We start from the raw sequence: 18,018 nt of genomic DNA, 5'->3' as shown, positions 1-18,018 counted from the left end.
TATTTTTGAAAAATAAAAAGGGAGGAATTGCATGCATTTCTCTCTACTGTCCTCATATTTAAACGATTGAAAGCATTGCCAACATGGTTTTCATCAATTTATTCAACTAACAGTCATGGCGATTTCCCAGCCAAAATTTTCGTTTTGTTTATTATTTTCTATCATTCTCTCATTGGTCACGCCTCGGTCCCTGCTTCCTTCGGCCATAAAAAGCCCCCCCTACTAATCTTAAAAACTCAAATCCTGATGATAAATCCGAGAATTGAGTATTCTTTATTTTATAATGTTAAAAAGTAAGTTACATTATACAAAGTGTAAAGTATTTCCAGACGCTAGATATGCAATATGTAATATTCATGTTATATTTCCTAACAATAAGTGATAAACATCGTCATTTTTCTACATTCAAACTTACTTTTCATCATACTTACTATACTCTTTGGATGATTTGTTCTGAAAACCTACTTATCAACACTTTGTCCACATAAAAAAACCCAGAAACTCAAATCTTGGTTTCCTGGGCTTTTCAATTTTATCCACAACTTATACACATATTATATGGCATTATTCTCTTTGTTATTGCAGAACGGAAGCATTTGAACAAAAGTTATCCACATTAATAAATCGACTTTTCCACTTATCAACAAGCCGTTAACAATTTATCAACAGGCAGGTTCATTCCGGATGAATAACGTATCGTTTATATTTCTCATAATCCGTTTTCTTGCACTCAAGCTTTATTCGATATCCGATTTCCTCATATTCTGTTTCCGTTATGTGACCATTTTCATTGAAATAAGAAACCAGCTGTCCTTGATCAAATGGAATCAGCATTTCACAGCGAGTATAGTCTACAAAAATATGCCTGCGAATTTGATCTATCAATTCTTCGATGCCGACTTTGTTTTTTGCTGACATATACACAGAGCCACGATTAACCTGGGGGATTTCCAATTCGGTAAGGTCCGCTTTATTATAGGCAAAAATCGTTGGAATCCCTTTAATGCCTATCTCATTTAAAGTCTTATCCGTTATCTCTATTTGCTGCTCATGATTAGGATTGGAAAAATCGACAACATGGATCAACAGATCCGCTTCTACCACTTCTTCTAATGTGGATCGGAATGCTTTCACGAGATGATGGGGCAATTTAGACACAAATCCCACCGTATCCGTCAATAAAAATTCCTTTTTATCCGGCAGCGGAATGTTTCGGACGGATGTTTCAAGCGTAGCGAACAGCATATCCTTCTCAAACACCTGCTTCTCGGCTGTTGGATGGAACATCTCAATCAGAGCATTCATGATCGAAGATTTACCTGCATTTGTATAACCGACTAAGGATACGACAGGGATGGCATTCTTTTTCCGCTGTTTCCTCTGCGTTTGCCGGTGCGCAACAAGGTCTTCCAGTTCTTTATTCAAAACACTTATATTTTCCTCGATTCTCCTGCGGTCAAGCTCTAACTGCTTTTCACCTGCACCTTTGTTTGTACCGACTCCGCCACTCTGACGCCCTAATGACTCCCTCAAACCAACGAGACGCGGGAGCATATACTGAAGCTTTGCCACTTCTACCTGAAGCTGTGCCTCCTTCGTTTTCGCCCGATGCGCGAAGATGTCCAGAATCAAGATTGTCCGGTCGATCACCTTGCAATCCATGTCCCTCTCCAGATTACGAAGTTGCGAAGGGGAGAGCTGATCATTAAAAATGACGACATTAGCTTCTTTATGCTCAACGAGATTTTTTACCTCCTCGATCTTCCCGGTACCAATAAAATGTGATGAGTTCACCCGATGCAAATTTTGTGTGATGGTCCCTGCAACCTCTACCTCACATGCTTCCGTTAAATTGGCCAACTCCTCCATTGAATACTCAAAATCCTTTTGACCGTTGAGATTAACTCCAACCAAGATTGCCCTCTGCTGTAATTCCATCATTTCAAATCCCTTCCGTACATCCTTACTCCCTATATTATACTTAAACAAACCCATCATGCTGCCTAAAAGCCAGCCACATTGTAGCATACCAGACATACTTTGCATAACGATCGCAGCCCAAGCAAAGTGTTTTTATTGGACTTTCTTTTACTAAAAAGGAAAATTCAACTAAAAAATAACGGGAGCGAATAATTTTTTCAAAGTTTCACATGAAACAATTGGAAAGCTCATAAATAAAAGCTCCCTGGTGCACCTTAAGATGCACCAGGGAGCCCATATTATTCTATTCTTTTATTCTCAATAACCTAAGACTATTCAATGTAACTAATAACGTCGCACCCATGTCGGCAAAAATCGCCATCCAAAGCGTTAACCAGCCCGGCGCTATCAATAATAAGGCCAGGATTTTAATCACCAATGAAAACGTGATGTTCTGCTTAATGATTTTTAACGTCTTGCGGCTTAAGCGGATTGTATAAGGCAGCTTCGATAAGTCATCACCCATTAAGGCAATATCGGCTGTTTCAAGGGCCGTATCTGTACCCGCCCCGCCCATTGCGATTCCTACCGTGGAAGCTGCCAAGGCCGGAGCATCATTGACACCATCGCCTACCATGGCCACTCGGTCATATTTTTGTTTCCATCGTTTGATGATGGTCAATTTATCTTGCGGCAATAGCTCCGCCTCAATCTCATGAACGCCAGCTGCCGCTCCAATTGCTTTTGCAGTTCCGATATTATCCCCAGTCAGCATGATCGTTTTTTCAATGCCCAATGCATGCAGTTTCCGAATTGCTTCCTTACTGCTTTCCCTTATTTCATCAGACACCGCGATGAGTGCCAGGAGCTTCACTTGATCGCCAAGCACCATCACCGTTTTCCCTGCATTTTGAAAGCCGCTAATTAATTTAAGCACATCATCAGAGAAAACTATACCTGCCTCTTCTTCAAAAAGGTGGGGTTTACCAATATAATAGATTCCTTGATTGATTTTCCCTTTTATACCTTTACCAGTGATCGCAGTAAAATCCTCTACCAATAAAGAATGATAGTCCACATCGTGGTTTTCCGCCTTTTGAAGAATGGCCGCGGCAAGGGGGTGCTGTGATCTGCTTTCTAAAGCAGCTGCGATAGCCAGCACGTCCTGTTCATTCAACACATCCGATAACACTGTGAAATCAGTCACTTCAGGTACACCCTTTGTTAAAGTACCCGTTTTGTCAAACGCAATCGCCTTTAAGGCTCCTGCTTCCTCCAAATGGACCCCGCCTTTAATCAGCACACCATGCTTCGCAGCATTTCCGATAGCTGTCACAATGGCGATGGGCGTAGAAATGACCAAAGCACAAGGACAACCGACAACCAGTACAGCCAACCCACGGTAAATCCATTCACTCCAATCCCCGTTCATCACAATCGGGGGTAACACGGCAATGGCCAAGGCAATGAGCATAATGGCCGGCGTATAGAATTTTGCGAATTTATCCACGAAGGCTTGGGAAGGTGCCTTTTCGGCCTGTGCTTCTTCAACAAGGTGGATGATTTTTGCAATCGTCGTATCCTCGACTCGCTTCGTGACCTCCACTTCGAGCAACCCTTCACCATTTAAGGTTCCTGCAAACACTTCCCCCTCAACCGTTTTAAAAACCGGCTCGGATTCCCCAGTAATGGCTGCTTGATTAAGTGTCGAGGCCCCTTTCATGATCCTGCCATCCATAGCAAGCTTTTGACCCGGTTTAACGATCATGATGTCGCCCACTTCAATCTCATCAACAGCAACCATCATTTCGTGATGCCCCCTTCGGATCAGGGCTTCTTTAGGTGCGATGTTCATTAATGATTCGATGGAATTACGGGCTTTATCCATCGAATATTTTTCCAATGCTTCACTTATTGCAAATAGAATGACGACGGTCGCGCCCTCGCCCCATTCACCAAGCACGGCCGCTCCGATGATGGCAACCGTCATAAGGGTATGCATATCAAAGCGAAGTCTGACAAGATTTTTCAATCCATTTACAAATAATGAATATCCTCCAACTATGATTGCAGCCGCATAACCGATTACCGGCATGATGCTTCCATCAGCATAACGATTATCCAATATCCAGCTGATTAGCAAAAGGATAACCGAGAACACCACTTTAATATTTTCTTTTTGTTTCCAAAATGGTTCCTTTTGCTTCACCTGTTCCTGTTCGCCGCGGATCTTCAGGTTATCAAAAGCCCCCGCCTTTTCAATCTCTTCGATAGTCGCGCTGCCCTGTACCGAAATCTTCGATGCCCCAAAGTTGATTTTGGCATCCTTCACACCCTCTAGTTCACGGACATTGTTCTCAAATTTAGCCGCACAATTCGTGCAGGATAGACCCTGGATACGATATGTTTTTAATGGGGACTCAGCCATCGACCCTTACCTCCTGCTGATGTTCTAATGCAATAAGAATTAATTGCTTTATATGGTGATCATCCAAAGAATAAAAAGCCAACTTTCCTTCTTTTCGGAATTTTACGATTGCGTGTTTATAAAGGGTACGAAGATGATGTGACGTTGTCGCCATCGAAGCACCAATGATATTGGCCAGATCGCACACACACAATTCCTCGTCCGTACAGAGCGCATAAGCTATCTTCGCCCTATTTTCATCGCCTATAACTTTAAACAGCTTCGACATGCTGGTTATATTCACCTGGCTCATTTCCTCTTGAATGCGATTAACCTTCACTTCATCATGCAGGTGGACATCACATATATCTTTCAGTTCCGTCATCTTCTCACACCTCTCATTCAAATTTTCGTTTGATTATAATATAACATAATTCCCTGAATATTCAAATCCATATTTGAATGTATAAAAACCTTTTCCCCTTCCACCAAGTTTAGTGAAAGTGCCCTTATGTCTATATATGTGGGCCATCGTTTTTTTGTTTCACGTTGCTCCCCTGGAATTTTGCTGAACAAAAAGGTCACGCTGTCCTCTGTCCTCTTTCCTAATCTTCAGGCGAAAAAAAAGAAGGGACATAAATTCCTCCACGTCCCTTCAATCCAGTGATTTCAGTAATTACCTATCGATACCTTGATAAGTATAATATATTTAATTTAGTATTTTTTTGAAAAACTATGATATACTTAGTCAAACCTTTTTAAGCGTTTTACTTTACTTGTACCATTTACCCTGCTTTTCATTGAGCAGGGTTTTTTGTTATGTATTTTCACAAAACAAAAAAAGACAGACCCTATAAGGATCCGTCTTTTTTTGTTATTGAAATTATGCTTTTTGAACGTTAGAAGCTTGAGGTCCGCGTTGACCTTGTTCTACTTCAAAAGTAACTTCTTGGCCTTCGTCTAAAGATTTGAAGCCTTCGCTTTGGATAGCTGAGAAATGTACGAATACGTCGTCTCCGTTTTCGCGTTCGATGAATCCAAAACCTTTTTCTGCGTTAAACCATTTTACTTTACCTTGTTCCATTGTTGTTGCCTCCTAGTGCATCTAAGCACAATGTATTACTATCCTTGCTCTAAGTCATCATCGAAAACGAAAAGTAGTACTTTTAGTATCCTTAGTACCGAACAAAAATAATTAAGACTAAGCATAACATTAAATGGTAGCGATTGCAAATAGTTTGGATAAACTTTTTTCCAGCAATTTTTAATACTCTCTAAATTCGACTGAAAATTAAGCAGTAACCAAAGCGTCTCTATCTATTACTGCCAATGGCTTACCATGAACTCTCACCATGCATTCATCCAAACAAAAACCTCTTGTATAACGAAATTTTTTTGTAAATATTTATTTTTCGGTAATGAACTTTTCTACCATTTCTTCTAAAATGGCCGATTCTTTTGCTAAATCTTCATTTTTTTCCTTCAATCCAGTCATTATGGCACTTTGTTGAATTGCAGCTGCCGAGAAATTTGCTCCGTTGTTGCGACTCCTTCTTCTGAAATCGCCGCAATTTCCTGAATGGATGCCAGGCTTTCATCCGAAGACTCATTGATTTTTTTCGAATGGGCGGCTAATTGTTCTGTGCCTTTCAGCAATTTCTCTACGGATTCGAATATCTTATTAAATCTCGCCATTGTTCCCCACTAGGAAACACCATTTAATATATCCTGAAAACTCTCATCATTATTTTGGATGACTTTGGCTGTTTGTTCATTAATCCGCATAATGGATTCTGAAAAATATCGATGGATTCATCTGTTTGCACAGCCAATTTTTGCACCTCTTGAGCCACTACGGCAAAACCCCTGCCGGCATCACCCGCCCGTGCCGCTTCAATGGAAGCATTCAGGGATAGCAGGTTCGTTTGAGAAGCAATCACCCTTATTAAGCCAATCACTTCATTTATCTTCACTACATCCTCTTCCAGGCTTACCAAATTGGCTTTATTCGCTTGGCCGTTTTCCATGATTTTATCCATCTGGCCCGTTACATCTTGCACTTGTTTACTTCCTTGTTCAGCAATTGTATTCGTATGCATAGTAAATTCATTCATTTCTTTCGTTTGTTCGTTCATTAAACGGATTGTATCCGTTAAGTCACTGATCATATTGGAAATCCGATCAATATGATGAGCACGTTCTTATGAAGCTTTTGCTTCTTCCGTTGTCCCCGTTACTATCTGGCCATAGTATTCTACCATTTCTTCAAAGGATTGCTGAATGGAAACTGTCGTTTGATTCATCGTTTGAGCGTGTTCACGGACATTCTGGATAATATGGGCCAAACTTAATCTCGTATCTTCGAATCCATTTGACAGACCGCCAATCTCATCCTGTCTACCAACGGGAATCGATTTACTTAAGTCCCCTTTTGCCATTTCATTCGTGTAACCAACAAGTTCATTAACGGGTCCCGAGATCTTTTTCCCGATGGTTTAGGTCTATCGATCGTGAAAAGATTGATTGATATGCATGAAGGGACCACATCCGTAAAAAGTGAGCTCGAAAAGGGAATGACTTTCACCATTCTGCTTCCTATTTCGTCAAGGGTTTTGTGATTTCGAAGTTTATTTTAAATCCATAGTAATAAAAAACAGCTGCAATGGCAGCTGTTTTTAAATAAAATCTATTTGTTGGTTTAGAATAAAGTTTGCTTAAAACACTTTTAAAAAAGTAAGTGAACCTATTCGGGGTTCAATTCACCCTTAATCCAATTTTTTCATTTCCGCCAAAAAGTTGAACAGTCTGCCTTATCCAAAATATTAAACTCGATCATTTTTTCAAGTAAGGAGTAATCAACCGGACTATCCCACTTGATACGTACCAACTGCTTAGTGTGATCATAGCCAGCCTGCACAATATCTTCAGAAAAATGATCAATCCCTGCCTTTTCAGGGGCAACAGCCAAATGATGTTTGGCTACGCTAAAGCCAATAATATATGTGTCATGATCAGTAAACATAGGCTGATTCCACGCAATTTTCGGCATTAAATTTGGAAATTTCTTAGTTACCCAAGCCAAAACTTCTTCCGTTCGGTCCCTATGTTGCGGGTTATCAATATTCGCTAAAAATTCAGCAAAAACTTCCATGTCATTCTCTCCTAAAATCAAGAATTATTTTTGAAGATTTAATTATTCATGCCAATAAACCATTTCATCAATTGAACCATTCCCAACCTCATCCGTATCATCATCCATATGAATTAAATCGCCATCTTCCAATCGTCTTTTCTTTCAACAACAATCCATCATAGGAAATCAATCGTTTGTAAGCCTGCGCTAATTTTGCTTTTAAAGATGCCGTGATTACCTACCGATGGATTTGATAGATTGCATTAAACGACTTTATTTACACTGCACACCGATGCCTATTCCTCAGCCTGCTTTAAATCACTTGTCAGCTTGAGAGGTTATCGTTCTTTTAGACATAAAAAAACACCCCTTTGGCTAATCATAGCCAAAGGGGTGAAACGGTGCAACTTTTTATAAACAGTCAAACTTTATTTAAAATCACAAAAACATACATTGCATTCATTCAAACTTACTCAACCGTTACACTTTTCGCAAGATTACGTGGTTTATCCACGTCACATTCGCGGTGCAAGGCTGCGTAGTAAGCAATGAGCTGCAGCGGGATAACAGAGATAAGGGGTGTTAATAGTTCATTCACTTCCGGGATGACGAAACGGTCATCCTCTTCTTCAAGCCCCTTCATGGAAATGATGCAAGGGTTGGCGCCTCGGGCAACCACTTCCTTTACATTACCACGGATGCTTAGGTTGACGCCTGCTTGCGTAGCCAGTGCTATGACAGGTGTACCTTCTTCAATCAAGGCGATCGTTCCATGTTTAAGTTCTCCGCCAGCAAAGCCTTCCGCCTGGATGTATGAAATTTCCTTCAGCTTAAGGGCCCCTTCAAGCACAACATAGTAGTCAAGGGAACGTCCGATGAAGAAGCAGTTTCTCGTAACGGATAAATATTCACGGGCAATGTCTTCCATCTCTTCTTTCGAATCACAGAGGGCTTCCATTGCCGTCGCGACGATTCCAAGCTCTTTTACAAGGTCGAAACCATACTCCATGTTACGGAATTGGCCAGTTACATTTGCTAAGATCGATAAGACCGCCACTTGAGCTGTGTAAGCCTTTGTAGAGGCAACGGCAATTTCAGGGCCAGCATGCAGCAAGAGCGTATAATCCGCTTCACGTGACAATGTAGAGCCAGGTACGTTCGTGATGGTCAGGGCTTTATGGCCAAGCGCTTTAATGGCCACTAACACGGCACGGCTATCTGCAGTTTCACCACTTTGTGAAATGAAGATGAATAACGGTTTTTTCGATAATAACGGCATATTGTAAGTGAATTCCGATGCTACATGGACCTCAACCGGAATTTCAGTCATTTTTTCGATGAATTGCTTACCAATCAACCCTGCATGATAGCTGGTTCCGCAAGCAATGATATAAATACGGTCAGCCTCACTTACAGCTTCAGTAATGCTATAATCGATTGCAAGTTTACCTTCTTCATTTTGGTATGCTTGAATGATTTTACGTATGACAGCTGGCTGCTCGTCGACTTCTTTGAGCATATAGTGAGGATACGTACCTTTTTCAATATCACTTGCATCCAGTTCAGCAGTGTATGGAGCACGCACAACTTCTTCGTTGGAAAGATTCTTGATCGTTACCTTTTCATTTGTCACGATAACCATTTCCTTATCCATCAGTTCAAGGAATTGATCTGTGACTTGCAACATGGCCATTGCATCTGAAGCGACAACGTTAAAGTCTTTTCCGACGCCGATTAGCAGCGGGCTTTTATTTTTTGCGACTAAGATGGTTTCATCGTTTTCAGCATCCAATAGGGCGATGGCATATGAACCCTCTAATAGAGTGAGTGTTTGACGGAACGCCTCTTCCACTTCCATACCATCGTTTACGAACTTCTCTATGAGTTGAACGATGACTTCCGTATCCGTTTCACTTTTAAAGGCAACATCCTTCAAATATTCACGTTTTAGAATCGCATAGTTTTCAATGACCCCATTATGAACTAAAGTCAATCGACCTGAATTACTTTGGTGAGGATGGGCATTTTCACGGCTTGGCACACCATGGGTGGCCCAGCGCGTATGTCCTATTCCAGTATGTGCCATAGTATTTTCATCCACGGCTGCACGTAAGTCCGCGATTCTTCCCTTTTCCTTAAAGATTGTCACGCCTGCTTCATTTCTCACAGCAATCCCTGAAGAGTCATAACCGCGATATTCAAGTTTTTCAAGACCTTTTAATAAAATTTCCTTTGCATCGTTAAGTCCAATATATCCAACAATTCCACACATAATTTCTGTTCCTCCAACCGATTCGAGGGAACAGGAATGCACGGGGGCATCCCTGCCCCCTCATCTCTGATATATATTTTTATAAAGGAATGCCCTAAAGGACTTTTTCCCATTGTGCATTTCCAATCCTTTGTGCAGTAAGTTGCCCTACTGTTTTAAGATTGGAATTACTGCGGCTGTGCACTTCAGCCGGGAGGTATCCGCCGATCATTCGATAAACCTCCTCCTCGTCAACTAAGCCATTTCTCGTCCAGACTTAGTTCAGGCGCTTTTGTGAATCCATTTCTCCTTGCCTACCCTCCTTTTTAAAACAACCATTTTCAAAAAATGAGTTGTAAATCAGGATAATCATACCTTAAACAAGGGACATAGGTCAATTCTTTATTACCTTTACCTACAAAAAAGAACTTCTTTATAAAAATATGCATAAAAGGAAATTTCGTTCCTTTTATGCATAGGATTAGTTATTCGTTCATTCCCATTTCCGCTCTTACAACTGCGACGATACGATCTACATAATTAGTGCATTCCTCAGCTGTCGGTGCTTCAGCCATAACACGGACTAGCGGTTCAGTACCGGATGGTCTCACCAAAATACGACCGTTTCCGTTCATTTCCCCTTCGACAGCCTTGATGACTTCCTGTACCTTTTCATTATCGGTTACAGCGTGTTTATCGGTAACTCTGACATTAATTAGCGTTTGTGGATATTTCTTCATCTCGCCAGCGAGCTCCGATAAGGTTTTTTGGGTATCACTCATGATGTTCACAAGCTGTAGGCCCGTCAATAAGCCATCACCTGTCGTGTTATAATCCAGGAAGATGATATGTCCGGATTGTTCGCCGCCAAGGTTATAGCCGCCTCTTCGCATCTCCTCGACCACATAGCGATCCCCCACTGCCGTCTGGGCGCTTTGTATACCATGCTCTTCAAGACCTTTATAAAAACCAAGGTTACTCATGATCGTAGAAACTACCGTTCCCTGTTTCAGACGGTTATTTTCTTTCAAGTATTTCGCACAGATATACATGATTTGGTCGCCGTCCACTATATTTCCTTTTTCATCTATCGCAATGACACGGTCTCCGTCGCCATCGAAAGCAAGTCCAACATCCGCACCTTTTTCTTTTAAGAATTCAGCAAGTGCTTCAGGGTGGGTGGAACCTACCTTATCATTAATGTTCAAGCCATTGGGCGATGCCCCCATTGTAGAGATGTCTGCATCAAGATCTGCAAACAAATGCATGGCCAAGGCAGATGTCGCCCCATGTGCACAATCAAGAGCAACATGAATGCCTGTAAAGTCTTCATCCACTGATTGTTTCAAGTACTGGAGATACTTTTGCCCTCCTTCGAAATAGTCGTTCAAATGGCCTAAATCTCCGCCAACCGGGCGTGGAAGTTCATCCTTTTCCATATCTAATAGTGTTTCAATTTCCGCTTCTTGATCATCGGATAACTTAAACCCATCCGGTCCAAAGAATTTAATGCCATTATCCGCTACCGGATTATGCGAAGCGGAAATCATGACACCTGCTTCAGCACTTAAGGCCTTTGTTAAATAGGCAACTCCCGGTGTCGAAATGACACCCAGTCGCATCACTTCAGCCCCTATGGATAAAAGACCGGCAACAAGCGCACCTTCCAGCATTTCACCTGAAATACGAGTATCGCGCCCTATCAGCACTTTGGGTTTCTCTGTATTTCTAGTAAGAACGTAGCCACCAAAACGGCCCAGTTTAAATGCCAACTCCGGTGTTAATTCGCTATTCGCTATACCCCTTACTCCGTCTGTTCCAAAATATTTACCCATCTTTATCGCTCCTTCTTCGAATCGTTACTGAAATTAATGATGATGTTAAAGGAAGTCATGTCTCTTCGTCTTTTTGTGTGATGGTGACCGAAATCGTTTTAGAATCCAGTTCCCAATCCACTCCCTCAGGCACTGTTACCGCCAAATCCACATCATGCGTACCTTCATCTAAATTACTCACATCTACTGTAAGATTAATGTCGTCTTTAGTTATTTTCTTCAAATCATCCGCCTCACCAAGCAAAGTGATGCTAGTTACATCGGATTCCAATTCGGCATCTTGGTCATCCTGTATGCCCACAGGCACTATTTGTATATTGTTGAAAGTTTTAGACTCAATGGCAGCCGGCTTATCTTCTTCTTCTTCTTCTGCTTCTTCTTCTTCGACTACTGGTTCTTCTTGTTTTTGTTCAGTTTCTGGTTCTTCCTCTTCTACGACTGGCTCTGCATTCTCTTCATCTACATCAACTTTCTCTGTGCGAATCTTGACCTGTGCCTTACCCAAGGACATTTTTTGTACACTTTCCGGTTTATTGAGATCGAGTTCCAGTTCTGTATCACCATCAATTTTCGAGATATTTACAGGAAGATTTATTTCATCTATTTTCTCCAGGCTCGTTTCCGAACCAAATAAGGTGACTTCTTTTGGTTCGACACTTATACTCGTGATCCTGATGCCATCCTTTACCTTGCCAGTTTGCTTCGGTGCTATCGACACCGTCTTGGAAGGAATGCTCACTTCTAAGGAAACGGCAACAGAAGATGGCTCGATCGTCACATCCAGCTTATTCAAGTCCCTGTCCAGGGCTTTAACGGTTGCCTTGCCGTTCACCGTTTCGTTAAGTCCCTTACTTATTTCAAGGTTTGCCTTTACATAGGAAATTTGTTCAATTGCATCCTTAGCACCCGTTATTTTGACAGTTTTCGGGCTGACTGTTGGCTGACCAGCGGTATATCCCTCTTCAAGTAAAGAGCTATTATACTCTGCTTCAACGGAGAATTCCTTCGTCACCCGTTCCTGAACGTTGACTTCCGCATATTCCGGATCGATCGTCGCCACTAACTTTTCATTCAACTCACTTATTTTAAATGTGACAGTTCTGTCCCCCATTGAGATTGCAGGATCAGAAAGGTCTACATACACTTTAAAGTCCCTTTGGTTTTTCGCATTTATCAAGAGACTTTTTGCTCCCTTAAGAGTAACATCAACCGTCTCGGGTACTCCGCTCACCACTAGATTCTCACGGTCATAGTACACTTCAACCGGTACATTTTCGATGGTCTCCGTACTGATTTCAGGGGCTGTCGATAAACCAAGTGATTTTTTATCCGACTCCATCTCAAAGTTAATGGAAATGAACAAAAGTGCTGCCAAGGCAAAAGCTACGATTCTCATAAACCAAGCGCTATTGGTGAATTTATCCATTCTTTTTCCCCCTCCAGTTAAAGATGCTTGAGGAAGTTGATTTGATGTTTTCCACTACCAGTTCACTTGTAAGCATGGCCTTAAATGATTCTTGATTCAAATCCCGGTAAAGTTCCCCGTTTTTAGTGACGGATATCCCTCCCGTTTCTTCTGAAACGACAATCGTAAGACTATCCGTAACTTCACTCATGCCTATGGCTGCCCTATGCCGTGTGCCAAGTTCCTTTGATATGAATGGACTCTCTGATAATGGCAAATAGCAAGCTGCAGCCGCCACCTGGTTATTTTGCAAAATAACTGCGCCATCATGGAGCGGCGTATTAGGGATGAAGATATTAATGAGCAGTTCTGAAGAAATATAGGATTTTAGGGGTATCCCCGTTTCAACATAATCCCCCAGCTCCGTACCTTTTTCTATAGTAATCAAGGCTCCAATCCGCCTTTTTGCCATATAAGTGGACGCCTTTAGGATTTCTTCGACTAAACGCTCTTGCTGATTCTCTTCTGGAACGGTGCCCCTTGCAAAGAGCTTCCCGCGTCCTAATTGTTCAAGTGCCCTTCTCAGTTCAGGTTGAAAAATGACGAGAATCGCCAATACTCCCCAATTCATGACTTGTGCCATTAACCATCCGAGTGTATTGAAACCAAACAGGTTGCTTAAGCTTTTTACAATGACAATTACAAAAATTCCTTTTAGCAGCTGAATAGCCTTCGTGCCTCGAATAATAGTTAACAATTTATATATCACAAACCATACAAGGAGAATATCAATGAAATTTACTACATAGTCCCAAACAGTCAAATTGGTTAAAGACATGTTGTTTCCTCCAGTCAGTATTACTCCAAATACCAATTACAATCTTTATACGATAACCTTAATAGTATACCATTTTTTAAATGATACATCTAAAAACTAGTATGAGAAATTTACATAGGGAAAACGAATCATGAAAAATGGTTCCCTTCCCTTAAAAAAATAAAGCTGAGCGAAGTCACCGTAAATGAAAAACGATGCCCCCTCCCAGCTTCTATTCCTTATTCCTTTTTCTCCTCTTTAGCAGGAACCAACGAGGTTGCAGTGTCCTTTACTTTATACCACATCCACTCAAAAGCTTGGTCAATAACATGGATGCTCCCAGTCACATTCCCTGCTTTAGACATATATTTATGCCCATTTATGACTGTCACGTCTCCCTCTACTTCACCATCTATTTGAATGTTACCATTTTGAACTACCACATTTCCCTTGATTGTCTCACCCTCAGGCACAATCACCGTTTCACCTTCGACCACTAAGTTAGGCTGCTTTGATACGGAGAAATGTTCGTCCTGATTATAAGTGGAAAAAACAGATCCTGTCATCAATATGATGAACATCGCTGCCGCTGTCATGAAGGGATGGCTTTTGAACCAACGTTTGGCACCTGTTGTTTTCGTTTCCTTTGGCAATTGAGCCATAACCTTTGCTGTAAAGTCATCCGGGGCCTTTATATGGGAAGTGCTTTGTACTAGAGCGACCGCCTTTTTCATTTCATGAAAGTAATCCCGGCATTCAGCACAGTTATGCAAGTGCTCCCGTAAAACTTCTTTATGCTCCGGTTTGATGTCCTCATCTAAATAATCATGCATATATTCAATGATTTCCTCATGGCAGTTCATTTTTCTCACCTTCTTTTTATAAATGGCGTAGTTGTTTACGCAAGGCTTCCCGACCGCGATGTATCCTCGTCTTAACCGTACCGACCGGCAAATCGAGTATTTCACTGATTTCCTTTAGAGATAACTCTTCAATATACTTCAATACGATTACCGATCGGTATTTATCGGGCAATTTCATTATTTCCGCTTGAATGGTTTCCTGTAATTCTAAAGATTCAACCTCTTCCTCGGGTTTCGCCATATCCGATGCAATTTGGGAATACATATTCAATCCCTCTGTTCCTGCCACCTCTGCATCTAAATAGTAATCCGGTTTTTTCTTGCGAAGCCGGTCAATACAAAGATTGGTCGCAATCCGATATAACCATGTAGAAAATTTCATTTGTATATTGAAACTTCGAATATTTACGTAGGCCCTTACAAAGGCCTCTTGTGCCAAATCTTCTGCTTCTTGCCTGTTTCCGAGCATCCTGAAACATATTTGGAAAACTTTGTCCTTGTAAATTTCGACAATTTCCCCAAATGCATTATGGTCTCCCTTTAATACTTGATTAATTCTCTCTTTAATGAGTGCATCCATTTTCCGGTATTACCCCCGCTCATGCGGCTATACGATTACTACGAATCGCAAGCTGAAAGGTTTCAAAAATTCAATACATTAATTTTAACAAAGTTTTACATTTTATGTTTAAGAAAAAAAAAACAGGGCTATATAGTAAGAAATTGTAAAATCCAAGGGAGTGATTCTCTATATGACTGCAGAACAAATTTTAGACCATATTGAACAATACAGACAGAAAATGATGTTTTTGGCGTCCCGTTCTTCGATGGTGGATAATGAAGTTGTTGAAGTTAGCAGCAAACTGGATTCTTTAATCATCCAATACATCCATTTAACTAAAAATGGAGATCTTACAGACAGACGTGCCCTCAAGTGAATATGTATATACGATTGCAACCATTTATCTATAGAAATGTTCCTGTTACATACACCCTGGTAAATAAACCTACGTCTTCTAGCATATAAAAAACAGTAACCCATTACAAGCCGGTTACTGTTTCTTTTATTTTTTCAGTTATAATAACTTTTCTCCAAATAGCGAACCCATTAGGGCCACGGCAACGATCGCCGTCTTATTTCGCTCATCTAAAATGGGATTCACTTCAACGAATTCAGCTGATGTAATCAAGTTGGATTCCGCAAGCATTTCCATGGCCAAATGACTTTCCCGATAACTTATACCACCAATCACCGGTGTCCCCACTCCGGGTGCATCTGCTGGGTCAACTCCATCCAAATCCAATGAAAGGTGGACCCCATCCGTCCTTTCCCTTAAATAATCAATGCATTCTTCCATTACCCGTGTCATTCCCATGCGGTCGATCTCATGCATCGTGAATACTTTAATCCCTTTCTTACGGATAAGTTCTTTTTCCCCTTCATCCAATGACCTTGCCCCAATTATTACGATGTTTTCCGGTTTCACTTTTGGGGCAAAACCATGGATATTGATTAGGTCCGGATGTCCAATCCCAATACTGACAGCTAGGGGCATACCGTGTATATTCCCTGATGGTGAAGTATTTTCCGTATTTAAGTCTCCATGTGCGTCGTACCAAATCACACCTACATTTTCATAGTGCTTTGCGACTCCTGCCAGTGTACCTATTGCTATTGAATGGTCTCCTCCCAATACAAGCGGAAAGGAACCTCCTTCTATTATTTCATCAACTCTTGTAGCTAACAGGGAGTTACCTTTTGCTACAAGCGGTAAGTTTTTAAGATTTGTCCCAGGCTCATCTGCATTTTCAGGACGCCCTACAATTATATCTCCTAAATCCTCTACTTCTATATTCAACTTTTCAAGACGCTCGACAATCTCTGCGCAGCGAATGGCACTAGGTCCCATATCCACTCCCCGCCTTGCTTGACCAAGGTCCATAGGCAATCCGATGACGGAAATTTTCTGAATAGACATACAATTCCCCCTTTCCATCATTTTATATCGTATATGCCGATTGGTTCAACTCGACATTTCCATGTATAAAGATGCACATTTTTTTATCACTTATGTTTTCCGTGAAAAAATATCTTTCTGGGGATTAGTTTACCCAATTATGTCTTAAACAAAAAAAAGTCTTAAACCATTTTTGGCTTAAGACGTAAGTTTTGGTGTATGTAGTTGATGGTGGAGCCTAGCGGGATCGAACCGCTGACCTCCTGCGTGCAAGGCAGGCGCTCTCCCAGCTGAGCTAAGGCCCCTAAGGGATTTAAAATATATTAAGCGGAAGACGGGATTCGAACCCGCGACCCCAACCTTGGCAAGGTTGTATTCTACCACTGAACTACTTCCGCAAATGGCTGGGCTAGAAGGGATCGAACCTTCGCATGACGGAATCAAAATCCGTTGCCTTACCGCTTGGCTATAGCCCAATATATGATATGCAATGATTAATGTTCAACAAAATAAAAAGGTGGTAATCATATATTTCCCCAATACAGAGAATATATAACTGATCCACAGGATTTTATTAAAATGGTGGAGGGGGGCAGATTCGAACTGCCGAACCCGAAGGAGCGGATTTACAGTCCGCCGCGTTTAGCCACTTCGCTACCCCTCCGCAATATATGGTTGTAAATGGTGCCGGCAAGAGGACTTGAACCCCCAACCTACTGATTACAAGTCAGTTGCTCTACCAGTTGAGCTACACCGGCAAGTAAAGAATAAAATGGTGGAGGATGACGGGATCGAACCGCCGACCCTCTGCTTGTAAGGCAGATGCTCTCCCAGCTGAGCTAATCCTCCGGATTAATGATTTAAAATGGTGACCCGTACGGGATTCGAACCCGTGTTACCGCCGTGAAAGGGCGGTGTCTTAACCGCTTGACCAACGGGCCGAACTGTTTTGTGTTCATAGATAGATTGGGAAGCTCCCAAGCGGATTCGAACCGCTGACCTCTTCCTTACCATGGAAGTGCTCTACCTACTGAGCTATGGAAGCATATGGCTCCGCAGGTAGGACTCGAACCTACGACCGTTCGGTTAACAGCCGAATGCTCTACCACTGAGCTACTGCGGAATAATATAATGTTTCCTAAAACCCATTTAAAGATTTAAATGAATAGCCTGGCAACGTCCTACTCTCACAGGGGGAAACCCCCAACTACCATCGGCGCTGAAGAACTTAACTTCCGTGTTCGGAATGGGTACGGGTGTGACCTCTTCGCCATCATTGCCAGACTATATTCATTTTTGAAGAATTTTCATTCCTTCAAAACTAGATAATATAAGAAGGTATTTCATTTTTTTAAAGCGTTGGTTAAGTCCTCGATCTATTAGTATCAGTCAGCTCCACATGTCGCCACGCTTCCACCTCTGACCTATC

The 18,018-nt window shown here is 41.6% G+C and carries 17 protein-coding genes, 9 tRNA genes and 1 rRNA gene; 2 read left to right on the top strand and 25 right to left on the bottom strand.

The features are described 5' to 3' along the window. Positions 1–675: 675 nt before the first annotated feature. From hflX to Q8G36_RS26460, 7 genes are all read right to left on the bottom strand, one after another. Positions 676–1,941: a GTPase HflX gene (gene hflX, locus Q8G36_RS26490; protein WP_305162754.1), complete on the bottom strand. Its 1,266-nt coding sequence runs from the start codon at positions 1,939–1,941 to the stop codon at positions 676–678. A 283-nt stretch (positions 1,942–2,224) separates the two neighbouring features. Beyond that, positions 2,225–4,348, bottom strand: coding sequence for a heavy metal translocating P-type ATPase (locus Q8G36_RS26485; protein WP_305162755.1), 2,124 nt, complete (start codon positions 4,346–4,348; stop codon positions 2,225–2,227). Then, positions 4,341–4,712: an ArsR/SmtB family transcription factor gene (locus Q8G36_RS26480; protein WP_305162756.1), complete on the bottom strand. Its 372-nt coding sequence runs from the start codon at positions 4,710–4,712 to the stop codon at positions 4,341–4,343. Before Q8G36_RS26480 ends, Q8G36_RS26485 begins: the two co-directional genes overlap by 8 nt. 498 nt (positions 4,713–5,210) lie before the next feature. After that, positions 5,211–5,411, bottom strand: coding sequence for a cold-shock protein (locus Q8G36_RS26475; RefSeq protein ID WP_034304915.1), 201 nt, complete (start codon positions 5,409–5,411; stop codon positions 5,211–5,213). Between the two features lie 410 nt (positions 5,412–5,821). Continuing rightward, positions 5,822–6,022, bottom strand: a complete 201-nt coding sequence (locus Q8G36_RS26470; protein ID WP_305162757.1) for a hypothetical protein — start codon at positions 6,020–6,022, stop codon at positions 5,822–5,824. 23 nt (positions 6,023–6,045) lie between these two features. Further along, a complete protein-coding gene (locus Q8G36_RS26465) occupies positions 6,046–6,495 on the bottom strand; it encodes a methyl-accepting chemotaxis protein (RefSeq protein WP_305162759.1) in 450 nt (149 codons plus the stop codon). 33 nt (positions 6,496–6,528) lie between these two features. Further along, complete coding sequence (locus Q8G36_RS26460; protein WP_370694127.1) at positions 6,529–6,765, bottom strand: HAMP domain-containing protein; 237 nt, start codon at positions 6,763–6,765, stop codon at positions 6,529–6,531. Positions 6,766–6,768: 3 nt separating this feature from the next. On the opposite strand from Q8G36_RS26460, the gene Q8G36_RS26455 reads away from it, so the two are divergent. Next, positions 6,769–6,945: an ATP-binding protein gene (locus Q8G36_RS26455; protein WP_336622997.1), complete on the top strand. Its 177-nt coding sequence runs from the start codon at positions 6,769–6,771 to the stop codon at positions 6,943–6,945. Between the two features lie 161 nt (positions 6,946–7,106). Here Q8G36_RS26455 and Q8G36_RS26450 read toward each other — a convergent pair whose 3' ends face one another. The 7 genes from Q8G36_RS26450 to sigW all read right to left on the bottom strand — a co-directional run bounded on the left by Q8G36_RS26450 (position 7,107) and on the right by sigW (position 15,211). Then, entirely contained in the window at positions 7,107–7,478 is a 372-nt protein-coding gene (locus Q8G36_RS26450; RefSeq protein ID WP_305162760.1) for an iron chaperone, read from the bottom strand. A 451-nt stretch (positions 7,479–7,929) separates the two neighbouring features. Next, a complete protein-coding gene (glmS, locus tag Q8G36_RS26445; protein ID WP_305162761.1) occupies positions 7,930–9,732 on the bottom strand; it encodes a glutamine--fructose-6-phosphate transaminase (isomerizing) in 1,803 nt (600 codons plus the stop codon). Between the two features lie 464 nt (positions 9,733–10,196). Further along, positions 10,197–11,546, bottom strand: a complete 1,350-nt coding sequence (glmM, locus tag Q8G36_RS26440) for a phosphoglucosamine mutase (RefSeq protein WP_305162763.1) — start codon at positions 11,544–11,546, stop codon at positions 10,197–10,199. A gap of 55 nt (positions 11,547–11,601) precedes the next feature. Beyond that, positions 11,602–12,972 carry a CdaR family protein gene (locus Q8G36_RS26435; protein ID WP_305162764.1) on the bottom strand — a complete coding sequence of 457 codons (1,371 nt, stop codon included), beginning with the start codon at positions 12,970–12,972 and terminating at the stop codon, positions 11,602–11,604. Next, positions 12,965–13,789 carry a diadenylate cyclase CdaA gene (cdaA, locus tag Q8G36_RS26430; RefSeq protein WP_137020543.1) on the bottom strand — a complete coding sequence of 275 codons (825 nt, stop codon included), beginning with the start codon at positions 13,787–13,789 and terminating at the stop codon, positions 12,965–12,967. Before cdaA ends, Q8G36_RS26435 begins: the two co-directional genes overlap by 8 nt. A gap of 218 nt (positions 13,790–14,007) precedes the next feature. Beyond that, on the bottom strand, positions 14,008–14,631 hold the full coding sequence (locus Q8G36_RS26425) for an anti-sigma factor family protein (protein WP_063236210.1): 624 nt from the start codon (positions 14,629–14,631) through the stop codon (positions 14,008–14,010). Positions 14,632–14,647: 16 nt separating this feature from the next. Beyond that, positions 14,648–15,211 (bottom strand): RNA polymerase sigma factor SigW, encoded by a 564-nt coding sequence (gene sigW, locus Q8G36_RS26420; protein ID WP_305162765.1) that lies wholly within the window; start codon positions 15,209–15,211, stop codon positions 14,648–14,650. Positions 15,212–15,383: 172 nt separating this feature from the next. On the opposite strand from sigW, the gene Q8G36_RS26415 reads away from it, so the two are divergent. After that, positions 15,384–15,569, top strand: coding sequence for an aspartyl-phosphate phosphatase Spo0E family protein (locus tag Q8G36_RS26415; protein WP_076372678.1), 186 nt, complete (start codon positions 15,384–15,386; stop codon positions 15,567–15,569). Positions 15,570–15,707: 138 nt separating this feature from the next. Here the strand turns inward: Q8G36_RS26415 and rocF are convergent, their stop codons facing one another. The 11 genes from rocF to rrf all read right to left on the bottom strand — a co-directional run bounded on the left by rocF (position 15,708) and on the right by rrf (position 17,873). Beyond that, on the bottom strand, positions 15,708–16,610 hold the full coding sequence (gene rocF / locus Q8G36_RS26410; protein WP_305162766.1) for an arginase: 903 nt from the start codon (positions 16,608–16,610) through the stop codon (positions 15,708–15,710). Between the two features lie 208 nt (positions 16,611–16,818). Next, positions 16,819–16,894, bottom strand: a tRNA-Ala gene (locus Q8G36_RS26405). A gap of 21 nt (positions 16,895–16,915) precedes the next feature. After that, a tRNA-Gly gene (locus Q8G36_RS26400) sits at positions 16,916–16,987 on the bottom strand. Positions 16,988–16,990: 3 nt separating this feature from the next. After that, positions 16,991–17,065: transfer RNA gene (locus Q8G36_RS26395), tRNA-Gln, on the bottom strand. 104 nt (positions 17,066–17,169) lie between these two features. Continuing rightward, a tRNA-Tyr gene (locus Q8G36_RS26390) sits at positions 17,170–17,253 on the bottom strand. A gap of 18 nt (positions 17,254–17,271) precedes the next feature. Next, positions 17,272–17,347, bottom strand: a tRNA-Thr gene (locus Q8G36_RS26385). 15 nt (positions 17,348–17,362) lie between these two features. Next, positions 17,363–17,438: transfer RNA gene (locus Q8G36_RS26380), tRNA-Val, on the bottom strand. A 17-nt stretch (positions 17,439–17,455) separates the two neighbouring features. Continuing rightward, positions 17,456–17,530: transfer RNA gene (locus Q8G36_RS26375), tRNA-Glu, on the bottom strand. A 31-nt stretch (positions 17,531–17,561) separates the two neighbouring features. Further along, positions 17,562–17,634: transfer RNA gene (locus tag Q8G36_RS26370), tRNA-Thr, on the bottom strand. 3 nt (positions 17,635–17,637) lie between these two features. After that, positions 17,638–17,712, bottom strand: a tRNA-Asn gene (locus tag Q8G36_RS26365). Between the two features lie 45 nt (positions 17,713–17,757). Further along, positions 17,758–17,873, bottom strand: a 5S ribosomal RNA gene (gene rrf, locus Q8G36_RS26360). Positions 17,874–18,018 lie beyond the last annotated feature (145 nt).

Origin of the sequence: Peribacillus frigoritolerans, assembly GCF_030676415.1 — a bacterium.
GTDB classification, from domain to species: domain Bacteria; phylum Bacillota; class Bacilli; order Bacillales; family DSM-1321; genus Peribacillus; species Peribacillus frigoritolerans_A.
This window is presented reverse-complemented; position numbering and strand designations above follow the sequence as displayed.